Raw genomic sequence first — 15,235 nt, forward strand, 5'->3', positions numbered from 1 at the left:
GTGTTTTGATTTTTAATATTTAATAGTTGGGATATATTGTGCTCGATAAAAAGTAAAAGGCAACATAAAAGAACGTTTTATGGTGGGTGTTTCGTTGCGGTCGGTAATGATTATTTGTTTTTTGGTACTCAACGTGATTAGTAGTAAGTCCTCACCTATAAATTGTGCATTACTACGGTTTGATGAGGATAAATCTTTGGGAAGTGCTACTGCCATAGGAACTGTTACTGTTTTGCTTTGTTCATTCACTTTATACAAAATAGCTCTCGAGCCCGTATCGGAATCTGAACGCGCATTGTCAATCACTAACACCTCGTTAGGTGCTTTCGGGTTAGCACAGTGCATTCCGTGAGTAAAGTATTTTTTCTCAGGTTTTATGGTGCCATTTTCGCCTATGCGATATAGTAACTTCCCTGTTTTACCGTCAATTTTCCAAAGTTCTCCATAACGATTAAACGTCATATAGTAATTACCTTCGCTATCGTAGTTAAAGGAGTTGGCGTGTAGCCAATCTTTTTTTACCCCTTGTATTTTTATATTAGGATCGGTAGTGGGGTCTACATAATCAAAACAACTCCATTGCTGGGTGATTTCTCCTCTTCTATTCATAATCACAAAACCATCACCTTTTACAGTATCGGTGGTTGTACCGCCTTGTGCAGTGAGGTCGAAAGTTTTATCAATATAGGTTACTAATCCTATACTGCCATCTGGCATAGGGCGACACTCGTGATGCACTTCCCGTCCATTAAGTGCAGGAACAGTAGCAAAGTCTTTTTGAAATACTACCTCCCCAAAGAGGTCTATAATTTTAATACTTTTAGCATTGAAAGTATAAGGACTTCCAACAGGGTAAGCAGGATTGGTAAGAATGTAAAACTGCTGACGCTGTGCATCGTAATTTACGACCAAAGGCTCTTCGGGCACTTGCTCATACCATACTACTACTCCTTTTGTATCTGTCAGATAGATGGCTTTTGTACCATTCATACGGGCATTTGCAAAAAAATAACCACCTATATCTTCTTTTAGGTCGTCTATCAGTAATGTTGCATTAGGAAGAAAAGCCTCCACACTTTTTGTTTTAAAGGTTTTCACTGCCGACTTATCTCCTTTCTCGGTAATGATTTGGCAACTGTATTGCCTATCGGGTTTGAGGAACAATAGCGTTTTACGTTCTATCCCTTTGCCCTGATAGGTATTGGTTTGCTGTACTTGTGCCGGGTGGTTCACTTCCCAATAAGCTATATGGAAGGACGTTTCTCCGCTGAAAGTTGCAGTTACTTCCGCGCGAAGGTTATTCGTCTTGCTCAAAGACACCTCAAAATCGGTAAGATTACTCTGATACGGAGGGGTAAAAGGGTCTTCTTTTTTAGGGGGAATAGGGTCTTCTTTTTTAGGGATAAAAAGTTCGTCTTTTTTACAAGAAACTAATACCCCCCCTATGATTAAAAACAAAATAATAATCGATTTTCTCATATTTTAAATCTTTCTTGTTCCTATATGTTATTTCAATAAGAAAAAAGCGTTAGTCTTTATCGGGATTTACAGGCTCAATAGCATTACTAAAAGGTTCATATGTCACATAATCCCACAAGGCATAATGGTCTCTGGTAGGAATACGGTCGCCTATAAAATCTATATTTTCTACACTGCAAAAGATACGGAAAGGATACTGCTGCCCATAGTTGAGCTCCGTATGAAGGTGTTGTACCCCATCGATGAGCCACGTAGCAATATAATGGTTGTTCTGCGGATTGATAGCTAATTTAATCTGAAAAGTATGCCATTGGTCGCTGTCTATAAGCACCTCAGCATTTTGCTTCCAAGGATTATTCTGGCTGGTCATAAACACCACTACCTGACCCTCTTTTGCGCCCAACTTCTTCCTGCGTTTGGCATCACCCGAGCCTACTTCAAAATCTATTTCGTGCCCCTCACTGTTATACAAGAAAGAGCCTATACTTGCCCAAGCTCCTGTTTCCATCGGCGGAATGTAAGCGCGCCAAGTGTAAATACCTGCCCCGTAACGGTGTACTGTTTTTTGTTTTTTGCGTTGTTCAGTATGAGCTTTCGTCCATATTTTCAGTGCCCAACCATCTTTGGCATAAGAATCACTTACCACTTTGGCATAAGTTTCTTTGTCCTTCCCTTGTGGGTAATCCTCGTCCTGATTACCTAATAACCAACCGTCAAGCGTTTTAAAATCCCATCGCATCACTTTGGTTTTATCAATGGTCACCTCAGGAATATCACTCGATTGTTTGCTACAGCTTACAAAAGCTGTCCAACACATTGCCATTAAAAATAGATTTACTCGTTTCATATGCTTTTATTTTTTCGTTTTTGCTTTATTTAAATTTCTCTTTTGCTTTATTGTTTCTTCGCTATTCCTTCTCCGTTTCTTCGTTCTTTCTTCGTTCTTTCTTCGCCTTTCCTTCGTTGTTTCTTCGTTGTTTCTTCGTTGTTTCTTCGTCTTTCCTTCGTTGTTTCTTCGTTCATTATTCGTTATTGCATCGCTACACTTCACCTTTTCCGTCATACTCCCTCCCTAGTGCCTATGACCTAAGACCTATTGCCTATCCCTCTTTCTTTCGCCTCGAAACCCCGTTTTTGCCGTTTTTTGCTTTGTTGTATTACAGTATTAATCAATTACTTACATACCCTTTCTATACCAATCGTCCAAGATTCGTATAAGCTTCCTATAAGCTCTCTATAAGCTAACCCCACCCAATTTACAGCTCATCTTTTACCTTTTATCTAAATTCCTCCTTTTGAAAATCTCCGTTTCCTTCCGAAAAGCTCAAAAGCTCATTATCCTAATAATTTTTCACTTTTCACTATACAAACTGGTGTGAGGGTTGTAATGAATACCGTTTTAACTAACAACAAAGCAATTCTATTAATATTCTATAAAGGTAGATAATTACAACCCCTTTACCAGCCATTTATAAAAGCAATATGTAAGTCTCGTTTTATTAGCGAGGTTTATAAGAATAAGGATATGGTTGATAAGTTACATAATCCCATAAGCCTACAACATCTTCTGTAGTAGGACGTTCTCCTAAAAAGTCTAAGTTCTCTACACTACAAAATATATGAAATAATTTTTCTTGTCCATAGTTTAGTTTTGACTTATAACGGTCTACTCCGTCTATAGCCCAAGTAATGATATAGTTCTGACCATTAATAGCTTGATTTATTTCCAATCTTATCTGAAAAGTATGCCACGATCCTTTATTTACCCTATCAACTGTAACAATCTCAGTATCGTGATGTAGTTCTGGATTATTTTGGCTTGTAATATAAGCTATCAACTGATTGTTTTTCGTTGCGTGAGCTTCTTCTCTTTTTTTAATAGTCCCTGAACCAACCTCAAAATCTACTTCGTGTTGGTCATCGTTATAAAGCCAAGAACCTACGCTCACTCTTTCACCAATATTCATTGTAGGAATGAAAACACGCCAAGTGTAAATCCCTGCACCAAACATTTGTTTTGTCTTTAATTTTTTCCGCTCTTTTGTCCCTGCTTTTGTCCATATCTTCAAAGCCTTACCATCGTCACAACCATCTTTATAAACTGATGAACAATGGTCTACATTCTTATTAGGTTCTTGGTTGGCTAAAATCCAATCTGAAAGAGGATAAGAACCAAAGTGCCATCTGTAAGTTCCAACAGGATTATCAGGCTTAGGGTTAGGTGTAGGCTTAGGTGTAGGAACTACAGCTCCACCATTGGGCGTATACTTAACATTATCCCATACACCTGTTGTAGGAGTGGTAGCAGGTCTATCACCTACTTTTGGTAAGTTCTCTACACTACAAAAGATATTGAAAAGGTTGTCTTGACCATAATCAAGTGTTCCTTCCAATTTATCCTTTCCTTCTCTTCCATCTACTGTAAGGATAGCGTGATAGTTACCATTCACTAACTTCAATTCTATCTTAAACCTATGCCAATCTTGTTGGGTAATAGCTATCTTTTTAGTGGCCATTCCGTAACCACCCAATTCTGCTATTACTTGATTATCAGTAAGTCTCATTTGAGAGCGTTCCGCATTCTTTCCTGAATAGACTTTGATAGCCAATTCGTGACTGTCATCTTTGTAAAGAAAGCAATTCACACTTGTTTGGGCTCCTTTTTCCAATTTAGGAACATACAATCTCCATTCATATACTCCCGCTCCATATTGTCTTACAGTTTTGAGTTTGTTGCGTTGCAAAGTATTCACCTCTGTGTGAATAATAAGTCCACCGTTTGTACAGCCAGGGCTATGTTGTATCTTATAGCAATTAGGCTTACTGTTCTGATTGGCTTCTATCCAATCGTTAGAAGGAGCATCAAACTCCCAAAACATTACCCCTTTTTGAGCTTGTTGTGCGGCATTAAGCGATTGTCCATCGCTTGATGTAGTTGTTGCGTTGCGTTTAGTTTCCTCAGAATCTATCTTACAACCAACATAGATGAACAAGGTCATCAATGAAAAAATAAATGTTTTTTTCATACTAAAATCATTAAGTTGTATGCTTTATTCTTAGTTTCCTTTTTAAGAAAAAGAGGCTGTCTCGTTGTTGGAGGTGAGACAGCCTCAGAAAAATCAATTTGCCATTTATAGATAAACATCAATTACTACTAATAGGCGGTATATTCAATAAAGTTAAACTTCGTTTCTAAGTGTTTTGTAAGAGCTTTATCGAGTTTAGCCCATTTCATCCAAGGTCTATTAGCAGCTGCTTCGGCTATAAAGAAGAACTTAAATTCATCTTCACCATAATTTGCAACTAAAGTTTTTAATACGTTACCATCAATAGAGTAAACAATAGTATACTTGTTATTTACTTTTTTAAGGTCGATGGTAAGTTTGTAGTCTTTGTTAGCATCTAATAAGCCAACATATTCATCTACCGCAGGTTCAGCTCCTTGTATATATAGCAATAACTGATTGGGTTTAGCTCCTAAACGAGTGCGATTCTCTTCTGAGCCTATACGAGCCATCATTAAAAAGAAGCGTTCGGTTACTTTCCCTTTTTCATCTTCTGCATAATAATAAAGATTAGCTCCTGATTGGAATTGAGTACCCGCAGGAATAGTTGATACATCGGGGAAGCGGACAGACCACGTATATTTTCCATAGCCCATTTTCATACCCAACTTGTATTGTACCTTAGCAATAGTATTACCACTATCTACTCCTAACACCAATTTACCACTATCTACTTTAGCAATACCCCATTTCAACCAATCGTCGGGGAAGCTGTTGAAAGTCCATTTCTTTACTTCTCCTGTATCTGGTTCTGGTTCTGGGTCAGGTGGGTTAAGTTGGTTTTGAGGTTCTGTAGGTTCCATAGAATATGAGTAGGGAGTATAGGTTACATAATCCCATAAGCCATAATTATCTTTATAAGGCCAGCTATCGCCTACAAACTTCAAGTTCTCAGTACTACAAAAGATATAAAAAGGGTGCTCTTGCCCATAAGTGAGTTGCTGAGCGGCACACTTTACATCATCAATAAGCCAAGTAGCAAAATACTTTCCTCCTGCTAATTTTAGGTCAATTTGGAACGTATGCCACGCATTCTTCTTGATTTTTACCTTTTGGTGTAAAGCTGGGTTATCCTGGCTGGTAATATAAGCAATCACTTCATCATCAGCAGCTGCTAAGGCATCACGGTCTTTAGTCGTACCAGAACCTACCTCGAAGTCCAATTCGTGTTTATCGCTATTCCACAACCAAGAGCCTATGCTCACACGTTCAGTAGTTCCTAAATCAGAGATATAGGCACGCCAAGTGTAGAGTCCTGCTCCGTATTGTTTTTTAGTTTTGAGCTTTTTACGCTCTTTGGTACCTGCTTTAGTGAATATTTTCACTACTTTACCATCTTCAGCTTGTGTATTGCTCTCCACTGAAGTTTGTGAAATATTAGCCTGTTCTCCTTGGCTGGCATTAAGCCAATCATTGGTATTATCAAAGTTCCACTTCACTTGCTTAGCAGTAACCAAACTGCCTTCTTGTGGAGTTCCTATCTCACTGCGTGGGTTATCGCTAAAACGCCCATCTACATCGCTCTTGTCGCAGCCTATCATACTAAGCATCGCAACAGCCATCAGTATTGGTTTTGTATAGGTTTTCATATGAGTTTACATTTAAGAATTATTGTTCTCTAAAAGAACGGTTGTTTTGTAGGTCAGGGAATTTGTTACTATACACCCCTGGTATAGGGTAATACCTACGTTTGTCATAAGGTTTAAACGGATTGCTGAACTTAGGATACACTTTCCATTCAGGACTCAAATCATAAGGATTTTTTACTACATTAGGGTCTCTTCTGGCATTTAGATTGGCCTCTTTAGTTTCCAATTTCTGTTTAACAAGATCCATATAAGCATCTAAGCGGTCTTTCCATAATCCCATACGGATAAGGTCTACACGACGGACTCCCTCCATATTAAGCTCAAACAAGCGTTCATCACACAATTTACTACGCATATCTTCTTTAGAAGCAAAGTTTGCCAAGGTATAATTGTGGTTGCTATTTTCAAAAGCTCTCTCACGAATTTTATTAATCAAATCCACTGATTCTTGAGTAGGTCCATTGAGCTCATTAAGGATTTCAGCCTTGCAAAGCAATACATCAGCATAACGCAATAAGATGAGGTTATTAGGTGTATTATAATTATAGGTTCCTGGTTTGGTATATTTGTACTTTTTAGTATATACCGCATCATTCTCTACTATTTGCGGATTACTTTTTTCATTCCTAAGCGTTCCTACTTCATTAAGTTTAGGAGATATGTACTTTATAGGTTTTCCGTACACGTTCTTGAAAGAAGTTACAATAAGTTCCTTAAGACGTTGGTCGTCACTATCAAACTTCCAGTACAATTCCAGAGGCATATTGATATTGTTCCAGCCCATATCATATTCCCAAGGAGTGAAATACAAAGCTAAATCTGAAGAACCTGAAGGCACTTTATCACTTGCTCGTATAGCAAAGATAATCTCGTTATTATTTAAGGTTTCTGGCTTAGAAGGGTCGAACACATCAAACACTTTAGCTTGTAAGGCGTATTTACCTGAGGTTATCACTTGGTCTGCATACATTAAAGCAGCTTGCCAAGCAGCAGTAGCATCTTTACCTTCTTCACGCAAACGCCCTGCTTTACGCATATTAAGACGCATCAAATAGCCATAAGCCGCGCCTTTGGTAGGACGACCTGAAGCTCCCTCTGTTGTAGTACCCCATTCATCGGGAAGGTTATTAGTAGCAATGAGCAAATCTTGTTCTATTTGGTCATCTAATTCCTCAACAGTAGCCAAAGTAGGGTTAGCATCAGCTTCGTAGAAACCATTTGTTATCAAAGGTACTCGATAAAAAGCATTGGTAAGCTGATAGAAAGCAAAAGCGCGCAAAAAGTGGGCTTCGGCTAAGAGTTCTGGTTTCCTATCGGCGGTTTTGAAACGAGATTCGGGAATCATTGAGATATTGTCAATAGCAGTATTGGCACAACCAATCATTTGCCAGTTACCATTGTAGCATCTCGCAAGTTCTACGTTGCCAGAGAGACCGTTTTCATTGTATATCTCGAAAGCAATACCATCTTTAAAACAGTCATCAGTAGACATATCGTTGATATAGAAGTTGCTTGTGTGTGTAGCCCCAAGAAGATAACGGTAAATTCCGTTTACACCTTCTTGTGCATTTTCTTCGGTAGTATAGGCGTTATTGGCATTGTAAACCGAACTTAAATCTTCTTTGAGTTCACAAGCAGTAAACGAGAGTCCTAAAAGACCTACCAATGTATATAGTTTATAATTCGTTTTCATTATTCTTTTGCGTTAAAAAGTTAATTTCACTCCAAAGTTAATGGTTCTGTAAGCAGGATAAGAGTTTAAATCCAAACCTTGTGCAATAGCACTACTACCATTGGTACTGATATCGGGGTCGAAACCTTGGTATTTAGTGAAGGTAAGCAAGTTTTGGCCTCCTACAAACACACGCATTGTTTTAAGAGTTTTCATATTCCATTGACTGCCTGTGAAGGTATATCCTAACTCAACATTGCGCAATTTTACGAAATCGGCATCTTCTACAAAACGAGAGTTCACATAAGAACCATATTGCAATTTAGCTGTTTTTTGATAACCATTACGAGGCACACTGTTAGAAGCGTGCGCTTTTGTCCAACGGTCAGCTGAATCTGAAAGGCGGTTATTATCTTCCAAATAAATACGAGTTAAGTTAAGCATCTTGGCTCCTAATGAGGCTTCAAAGAAGAAAGAGAAGTCAAACCCTTTATAGGTAAAACTATTGTTAAGACCTATGATAGTTTTAGGGATACCAGTACCCAATACAGTACGGTCTTTTTCGTCTATTTTACCATCACCATTAAGGTCTTTAAACTTAGGGTCACCAGGTGCTGAGTTAGGCTGTGGTGCATAAGTTTCACCTTCTTGAAGGATACCATCGAACTCATAACCATAGATAGCACTGAGAGGTTCTCCTTCTTTGAGCATCATATATTCTTTTTCGTCATAAGAACCGTGAGGACGTATATACTGAAAGCGTGGTTTTCCATTGTTGAGTTTCAATACCTCACTGCGGTTATGAGAGAGGTTAAATGCTGTAGTCCACACAAAATCGTTTTTATTGATATTGGTAGATTTGATAGCCACTTCAAAGCCTCGGTTTTCAATCTCACCATCGTTTACCATCATTGCGGTATACTCAAAACGGCGACCGTCATTCACATAGTTAGGGAAACCTCCTGAAGGGTGAATAGGGTCAGGGTTTAACAAGTCGTGAGTGCGTTTGATATAATAATCGAAGCTGGCTTCTACTCTACCAACCACTAAATCGATACCGGCATTCCATTGTGCAGTGGTTTCCCAACGGAGTTTTGGATTGTAGGGATTAGAAGGATACATACCTTTAGAGTTCACATCATTACCAATATACACATCGCGTACAGAGTATTGGTATTGTGACAAACCAAAGCGGATACCATCGTTACCACTAAGTCCATAGCTAGTGCGCAATTTGATACGAGAGAAAAGAGGTTTAGCAAATTCCATAAACTCTTCTTCTCCTAAGTGCCAAGCGATAGACCCCGCAGGAAATATACCCCAACGATAGTCAGCTCCAAACACTGATGAACCATCGGCACGAACTGAAGCGTTGATAATATAACGGTTATTGAAGATGTATTCGGCACGACCGAAAACAGAAGCTTTTTTGATTGAGGATTCACCTGAACCTATCCAATCTAAATGTTGGGCAGCTCCAATATTTTTGAAAGAGAATACATCGGAAGCAAAACCATAGGCTTGCACTTCATCTCCTTTACCTCTTTGATAAATATAGGAAGTACCTGCGGTTACTTTTACATCGTGTTTACCTTCCATTTTAGGGTGATAAGTAGCCACACCTTCTATTTGGTGTTTTACGTTTTCTTCGTGACTGAGGAATGCTTGCCCTTTGTAAGACTGACCTATAGAAGTAGAACGGTCATAATACTTTTCAGTTTTTAAATGGTCATAAGCATAGGTATAACGACCATTGATAGTAAGTGAAGGCAACAAATCTATATCGGCATAAGCGGTTGCATACATTGTATTAAAATGGCGATAGAGTTGTGCTCCGCTCATTTCTTCGAACACAGCAGGACGACGGTCTTTAGTTCCAAACACATCGAAACCTTCTTTATTTTTCCAAGGTTCCAAATTAAAGATACGATACATAATATTTTTATCAGAAGAGACTGTACCCATATCTAAGAATTTCTTTTTAGATTTGGAAAAACTCATATTAGCACCCGCTCTTACTTTCGGACTTATCTTGTACTGCAAATTGATGCGTCCTCCATAACGATTATAATCGGTATTGAGCAGAATACCAGGCTCGGTAAGGTAGTTACCTGACATAAAAGCAGATAAGCGGTCAGTACCTCCTGATACAGAAAGTTGATGCAATACAGTAAAGGCATCGTGAGTGGTTTCTTTGAGCCAATCGGTACCTTTACCACGATAGGTAGCTTGTTGAGCTGTCCATTTGCCATAAGCGGCGTCTTGGGTTTGTTCATATAAGCGGCGGGTAAGTGCTATGGTTTCTCCAGCATCGAGCAAATCCCAAGGATTGTACATATTCTTATAAGAAGTTTGGTTAGAGTACTCTACATTAAAGCTACCTTCTTTACCTTTTTTAGTAGTAATAAGGATAACCCCATTAGCACCACGAGCTCCGTAAATAGCGGTAGTAGAGGCATCTTTTAAGATTTCGATTGATTCGATGTCGTCTATACTGATTTGCGACATATTATCAGTTTGGAATCCATCGATTACATAAAGTGGTTCGTTATCGGCACTTACTGAAGAAGCACCACGCACACGGATAGATACATTACCACCAGGCTCGAGTGAGTTTTGGCGCACTTGTACTCCTGAGGCACGACCTTTTAACATCTGTGACATATCGGCTACCACCCCTGCTTTTACATCATTGGTTTTGATGGAGGTAATAGCACCTGCTAAATCACGTACTTTGGTAACACCATAACCTACGACCACTACTTCGTCTAACTTTCTTTGCTCTTCGGCAAGAGCAATATTCAAAGGTGAAGGTGTATTGGCGGTTACTTTTACATTTTGAGTTACATAACCCATAAATGAGACTTCTAAGGTTTGCCCTACCGATACCTCTATGGTATACTTACCGCTCATATCGGTACTGACACCCTTACTAGTTCCTTTAATTACTACCGAAGCACTCATTAGGGGCTCTTTGGTAGTAGCATCGCTGACAGTTCCACGGATAGTGCGTTGTTGCGCATAGCTCCAACTCACTAATAAGAACAACAGAACTGATAAAAATAGATTTCTTTTCATACAATGGTTGTTTGTTCGTTTGTTTTCGTATGGTTTTGATGGTTCAAAAGTACAAAATAGTTGAAGAAATGGAGGTTTAAAATCGTCTATAAAAGGTTTAAAATCGTCTAATGAGTTTTAAGATATTCATAATCAAAGGCTAAAAAGAAGCTCTAAGAAAGTAATAAAAAGAAAAATAGCCTATAACAAATAGAAAAAAGATAAAAACAAAAGAATAAAAGATAAAAAAGCCCCCAAAAAGGGGGCTGCGCAATTTAAAAATATATTACAATGCCGAGAAAAATCTCGTTATTTTTATCGACACTTACAATCAGTTCCTCCTCCACAACTTTTCTTTTTCTTTTTAAAAAAAAGTGTTTTTACGAGATAGCCTACTGCTATAACAACTAATATATAAGCGATGATTTCTTGTGTACTCATAGTAAAAATATCTATTTATTGAGTAATTCAAAAGCTACATTTATTTGTGCTTCTACTGCTATTTTGCCTATTGCTAAGGTGTCATTGGCTTCTGCTCCGCTATTACCTAAGCTCATTTTACTGGATCTGAAAGTAGGTTGTACATCGTTAAAGTTTGATGAAAGTTCTTTAACAGCAATGGCTTTACCTATATTTTGGTCTAAACTTACCGCATAGAGCAGTGCTTTTTTACGAGCATCTTCAATGGCAGCTACACGAGCGTCTTGTAAATGTTTTTCTTTATTCTTCACATCGAAACTTACACTGTTGATACGGTTTACGCCTGCATCGAAAATAGCGTTCATTAAACTATCGTATTTGCTAATATCTTCTAATTTGATAGTAATATTTTGTAAAACGCGATATTTATTAATCTTGTTATAATCGTCTTTATAAAGTGAAACATAGCTGGTTTGGAAGTTTTCCTTTGGCAGTTCTTTACTCAAAGTCTCCAAGACCTTGGCTACTTCTTCACTGTTTTTTTGTCGCAAATTTTTAAGGTCAAGTCCTTCTCTTTCTATACTGATAGAGATGTTTACGACATCGGAGGTAACATATACAATGCCTTCACCCACCACTTGCACTGAAGGTGTTTGGGTTTGTGCTATTGCCATTGTAGGGACTAATGAGAATAATAAAATGTACTGTTTCATATGTTTGTTTTTAGTTTATTATATGCAATTTATATGCCAAAGGTGCGAGGTTGTAGCACAATAGGCAGGCGGATAACTTAGAAATTAGCTAATGGTTAATGATTAATGGTTAATGGTTAATTTGGGAGAGGACTATACAAAGCTTATAGGATAGATGAACGAAGAGTGGCTCTACAGTGGCTCTACAGTGGCTCTACAGTGGCTCTACAATGAAGACTAACCAAAGATTAACTGAATACTAAGTGAATACTAATTGAGTTTTTAGTGCTCCTATCTGCTAATATCGCTCGTTTTACGAGTTAGACTTGTCGAGCGCAAAATAACTAACAACTTAGGTTAACCGCACGAAATTGCGGTTGCTATAATAAGATTTTTCCCAATTAGCCTATTTGTTAATTATTTCGTACCTTTGCCCTCCCTAATAGATAAAAATGAAAACCAAAGAGATACTTATAAAGGGTGCGAAATTGCACAACCTTAAAAATATAACCGTAGGAATTCCTCGTAATAAGTTAGTGGTGATTACAGGACTTTCGGGCTCGGGTAAATCATCATTGGCGTTTGACACGCTTTACGCCGAAGGGCAACGCCGTTATGTGGAGAGCCTATCGTCGTACGCGCGTCAGTTTTTGGGTAAGTTAGACAAACCCAAAGTGGACAATATCATAGGGATTGCCCCTGCCATTGCTATTCAGCAGAAAGTAAACACCTCGAACCCACGTTCTACTGTGGGCACTTCTACCGAGGTGTACGACTACTTGAAACTGCTCTTTGCTCGTATCGGGAAGACGTATTCGCCAATTTCGGGACAAGAGGTGAAAAAACATACGGTTACCGATGTGGTTGATGCGGTGATGCGCTATCCAGAAGGCACCAAACTGTTGCTTTTAGCACCTGTGAGTATCCCCAAAGACCATACCGTAGAGCAAGTGCTCAAACTCCTATTACAACAAGGCTATGCGCGTATTCTATACAAAGAAGAAATCATCCGTCTTGAGGAAGACAATTTGCCTAAGAATCTCGACAATTTCCAATTGGTAGTAGATAGGGTGATTGTGCGTCACGACGAAGACTTTCAGCACCGCCTTGCCGATGCCGTAGACACGGCTTTCTTTGAAGGGAAGGGTGAATGCTACATTCAAGAAATGGACGGAGTGGTACAAACGCATTTCAGCAATCGGTTTGAGTTGGACGGTATCACTTTTTTAGAGCCTAACGTACACTTATTCAGCTTTAACAACCCTTATGGGGCTTGCCCAAAATGCGATGGTTATGGTGATACTATCGGACTTGATGAAGATCTTATCGTACCTAACACAGGTCTTTCGGTCTACGAGAATGCTATCTATCCTTGGCGTGGCGAGACGATGAGTTGGTTTCGTGACCAATTGGTGAATAATGCCTATAAGTTCGATTTCCCGATACACAAGCCTTGGTTTGAGCTCACCGATGAGCAAAAACAATTGGTTTGGGACGGCAACAAGTATTTCACAGGACTCACCGATTTTTTCAAAGAGTTAGAAGACAAAAGTTATAAAATACAAAACCGAGTGCTCTTGGCACGCTATCGCGGAAAAACGCGTTGTCACGAATGCCACGGCAAGCGTTTGCGCAAAGAGGCTAACTACGTGAAAATAGCAGGCAAAAGCATTTCGGACTTGGTAGAATTGCCTATTGAAGAACTACAAGTCTTTTTCAAAGAACTCAAACTCACCGACTATGAGCAAGAGGTAGCCAAACGATTGCTTTTAGAAATTAACAACCGCTTGCAATTCCTCACCGATGTGGGCTTAGGTTACTTAACGCTCAACCGAAAATCGAATACGCTCTCAGGAGGGGAAAGCCAGCGCATTAACTTAGCGACCTCGTTGGGAAGTAGTTTGGTAGGCTCTATGTACATACTCGATGAGCCCAGTATCGGTTTGCACCCGCGCGATACCGAACGACTGATAAGCGTACTAAAATCTTTGCGCAACTTAGGCAATACGGTGATTGTGGTGGAGCACGACGAGGATATTATGAAAGCTGCCGACTACATCATAGATATAGGTCCTGAAGCGGGCACGCACGGTGGCGAAGTAGTAGCGACAGGCACTTATGAGGAACTTCTAAAAGCCAACACCCTTACGGGGAAATACCTCAGTGGGCGCTTAACAATTGAAGTACCCAAAAAGCGACGCACTTCACCTCACTACATCACTTTGGTAGGCTGTCGCGAGAACAACCTTAAAAATATAGATGTTACCTTCCCTTTGGATATGCTCACGGTAGTTACAGGGGTATCGGGTAGTGGAAAATCTACTTTGGTGAAAAAGCTACTCTATCCTGCTATTCAAAAAGAATTGGATTTAGGCGGAGAGAAAATCGGTCAGTTTACCAAAATAGAGGGCAAATACAAGCACTTGCAAAGTGTGGAGTTTGTAGACCAAAACCCTATTGGAAAATCCACCCGTTCAAATCCTATTACCTATATTAAGGCTTACGACGATATTCGCGCCCTCTTTGCAAATCAGAAGTTGGCAAAGATTCGGAATTTCCAATCTAAGCACTTCTCGTTCAACGTTGATGGGGGGCGTTGTGAAGTATGTAAAGGAGAGGGTGAAGTAACCATAGAAATGCAATTTATGGCTGATGTGCACCTCACTTGTGAGGCTTGTGGAGGCAAACGCTTCAAAAAAGAAGTGCTTGAAGTGATGTACGAAGGCAAAAACATAGATGACCTGCTGAACACCACTATTGACGATGCAGTAGCCTTTTTCCAAAAGCACAAACAAACCAAAATAGCTGAAAAACTCAAACCTTTGCAAGATGTAGGTTTGGGGTATGTAACACTGGGGCAGTCCTCCTCTACCCTATCGGGTGGGGAAGCCCAACGGATAAAATTAGCGTCGTTTCTATCAAAATCGGACAGTAAAGAAAAGGTGCTTTTCATCTTCGATGAGCCTACTACCGGCTTACACTTTCACGACATTCGAAAGCTCTTAGACTCATTGCAAGCTCTTATAGAAAAAGGGCATTCGGTAATTATTATAGAGCACAATGTAGAGATGATAAAATCGGCTGACTACGTGATAGATTTAGGCTTAGAAGGCGGTGCTAAGGGAGGTAATCTCATAGCGACAGGCACGCCCGAAGAAATCGCTAAAAACAAAAAGAGCTACACAGGAAAATACTTAAAACTGAAATAAAAAAGAGTTCGGTATTCTTACCGAACTCTTTTTTATTGATAATCCTAATAAT

Annotated in this window: 10 protein-coding genes; 1 reads left to right on the plus strand and 9 read right to left on the minus strand. The window is 39.3% G+C overall.

The window, feature by feature from the left end; translation table 11 throughout:
- Nucleotides 1-12 precede the first annotated feature (12 nt).
- From C3V44_RS05780 to C3V44_RS05820, 9 genes are all read right to left on the minus strand, one after another.
- On the minus strand, nt 13-1,479 hold the full coding sequence (locus C3V44_RS05780; protein ID WP_106095844.1) for an aryl-sulfate sulfotransferase: 1,467 nt from the start codon (nt 1,477-1,479) through the stop codon (nt 13-15).
- A 49-nt stretch (nt 1,480-1,528) separates the two neighbouring features.
- Nucleotides 1,529-2,326: a hypothetical protein gene (locus C3V44_RS05785; RefSeq protein WP_015782491.1), complete on the minus strand. Its 798-nt coding sequence runs from the start codon at nt 2,324-2,326 to the stop codon at nt 1,529-1,531.
- A gap of 47 nt (nt 2,327-2,373) precedes the next feature.
- The gene (locus tag C3V44_RS12495) at nt 2,374-2,502 is read right to left on the minus strand and encodes a hypothetical protein (protein ID WP_256387422.1); all 129 of its coding nucleotides are present in this window, start codon (nt 2,500-2,502) and stop codon (nt 2,374-2,376) included.
- A gap of 476 nt (nt 2,503-2,978) precedes the next feature.
- On the minus strand, nt 2,979-4,505 hold the full coding sequence (locus tag C3V44_RS05795) for a hypothetical protein (RefSeq protein WP_106095845.1): 1,527 nt from the start codon (nt 4,503-4,505) through the stop codon (nt 2,979-2,981).
- Nucleotides 4,506-4,633: 128 nt separating this feature from the next.
- Entirely contained in the window at nt 4,634-6,133 is a 1,500-nt protein-coding gene (locus C3V44_RS05800; RefSeq protein ID WP_106095846.1) for a toxin-antitoxin system protein, read from the minus strand.
- A 19-nt stretch (nt 6,134-6,152) separates the two neighbouring features.
- Nucleotides 6,153-7,826 carry a RagB/SusD family nutrient uptake outer membrane protein gene (locus tag C3V44_RS05805; RefSeq protein ID WP_106095847.1) on the minus strand — a complete coding sequence of 558 codons (1,674 nt, stop codon included), beginning with the start codon at nt 7,824-7,826 and terminating at the stop codon, nt 6,153-6,155.
- 12 nt (nt 7,827-7,838) lie between these two features.
- Nucleotides 7,839-10,883 (minus strand): TonB-dependent receptor, encoded by a 3,045-nt coding sequence (locus C3V44_RS05810; protein WP_106095848.1) that lies wholly within the window; start codon nt 10,881-10,883, stop codon nt 7,839-7,841.
- Nucleotides 10,884-11,177: 294 nt separating this feature from the next.
- Nucleotides 11,178-11,303 (minus strand): FeoB-associated Cys-rich membrane protein, encoded by a 126-nt coding sequence (locus tag C3V44_RS05815; RefSeq protein ID WP_106095849.1) that lies wholly within the window; start codon nt 11,301-11,303, stop codon nt 11,178-11,180.
- A gap of 11 nt (nt 11,304-11,314) precedes the next feature.
- A complete protein-coding gene (locus tag C3V44_RS05820) occupies nt 11,315-11,995 on the minus strand; it encodes an SIMPL domain-containing protein (protein ID WP_106095850.1) in 681 nt (226 codons plus the stop codon).
- A gap of 431 nt (nt 11,996-12,426) precedes the next feature.
- On the opposite strand from C3V44_RS05820, the gene uvrA reads away from it, so the two are divergent.
- Nucleotides 12,427-15,183, plus strand: a complete 2,757-nt coding sequence (gene uvrA / locus C3V44_RS05825) for an excinuclease ABC subunit UvrA (protein WP_106095851.1) — start codon at nt 12,427-12,429, stop codon at nt 15,181-15,183.
- Nucleotides 15,184-15,235: the final 52 nt, after the last annotated feature.

It is taken from the genome of Capnocytophaga sp. oral taxon 864 (genome assembly GCF_002998835.1).
In the GTDB taxonomy this organism is placed as follows: domain Bacteria; phylum Bacteroidota; class Bacteroidia; order Flavobacteriales; family Flavobacteriaceae; genus Capnocytophaga; species Capnocytophaga ochracea.

What these genes read in the sequence shown, in the direction of transcription:
- C3V44_RS05780 (WP_106095844.1), bottom strand. Translation starts at nt 1,479, where the DNA reads ATGAGAAAATCGATTATTATTTTGTTTTTAATCATAGGGGGGGTATTA.
- C3V44_RS05785 (WP_015782491.1), bottom strand. Translation starts at nt 2,326, where the DNA reads ATGAAACGAGTAAATCTATTTTTAATGGCAATGTGTTGGACAGCTTTT.
- C3V44_RS12495 (WP_256387422.1), bottom strand. Translation starts at nt 2,502, where the DNA reads ATGAACGAAGAAACAACGAAGGAAAGACGAAGAAACAACGAAGAAACA.
- C3V44_RS05795 (WP_106095845.1), bottom strand. Translation starts at nt 4,505, where the DNA reads ATGAAAAAAACATTTATTTTTTCATTGATGACCTTGTTCATCTATGTT.
- C3V44_RS05800 (WP_106095846.1), bottom strand. Translation starts at nt 6,133, where the DNA reads ATGAAAACCTATACAAAACCAATACTGATGGCTGTTGCGATGCTTAGT.
- C3V44_RS05805 (WP_106095847.1), bottom strand. Translation starts at nt 7,826, where the DNA reads ATGAAAACGAATTATAAACTATATACATTGGTAGGTCTTTTAGGACTC.
- C3V44_RS05810 (WP_106095848.1), bottom strand. Translation starts at nt 10,883, where the DNA reads ATGAAAAGAAATCTATTTTTATCAGTTCTGTTGTTCTTATTAGTGAGT.
- C3V44_RS05815 (WP_106095849.1), bottom strand. Translation starts at nt 11,303, where the DNA reads ATGAGTACACAAGAAATCATCGCTTATATATTAGTTGTTATAGCAGTA.
- C3V44_RS05820 (WP_106095850.1), bottom strand. Translation starts at nt 11,995, where the DNA reads ATGAAACAGTACATTTTATTATTCTCATTAGTCCCTACAATGGCAATA.
- uvrA (WP_106095851.1), top strand. Translation starts at nt 12,427, where the DNA reads ATGAAAACCAAAGAGATACTTATAAAGGGTGCGAAATTGCACAACCTT.